The 385-nt window shown below is 50.6% G+C and carries 1 rRNA gene; it reads right to left on the bottom strand.

The features are described 5' to 3' along the window. A 23S ribosomal RNA gene (locus tag BGP78_RS20125) occupies positions 1 to 385 on the bottom strand; the annotation flags it as partial.

Here is a 385-nt window from a genome sequence, read left to right as displayed (position 1 = left end):
GAACCACCGGATCACTATGACCTACTTTCGTACCTGCTCGACGTGTCTGTCTCGCAGTTAAGCTGGCTTCTACCATTACACTAACCGTACGATGTCCGACCGTACTTAGCCAACCTTCGTGCTCCTCCGTTACTCTTTGGGAGGAGACCGCCCCAGTCAAACTACCCACCAGGCACTGTCCGCAATCCCGATTAGGGACCTACGTTAGAACATCAAAACTACAAGGGTGGTATTTCAAGGTTGACTCCACACAATCTAGCGACTGTGCTTCTAAGTCTCCCACCTATCCTACACATGTAGGTTCAATGTTCAGTGCCAAGCTGTAGTAAAGGTTCACGGGGTCTTTCCGTCTAGCCGCGGGTACACAGCATCTTCACTGCGATTT

Source organism: Pseudoalteromonas sp. MSK9-3 (genome assembly GCF_003590335.1).
Taxonomy (GTDB): Bacteria; Pseudomonadota; Gammaproteobacteria; order Enterobacterales; family Alteromonadaceae; genus Pseudoalteromonas.
Note: the sequence above shows the minus strand (reverse complement) of the source record. Positions and strands in the feature narration are given on the sequence as shown.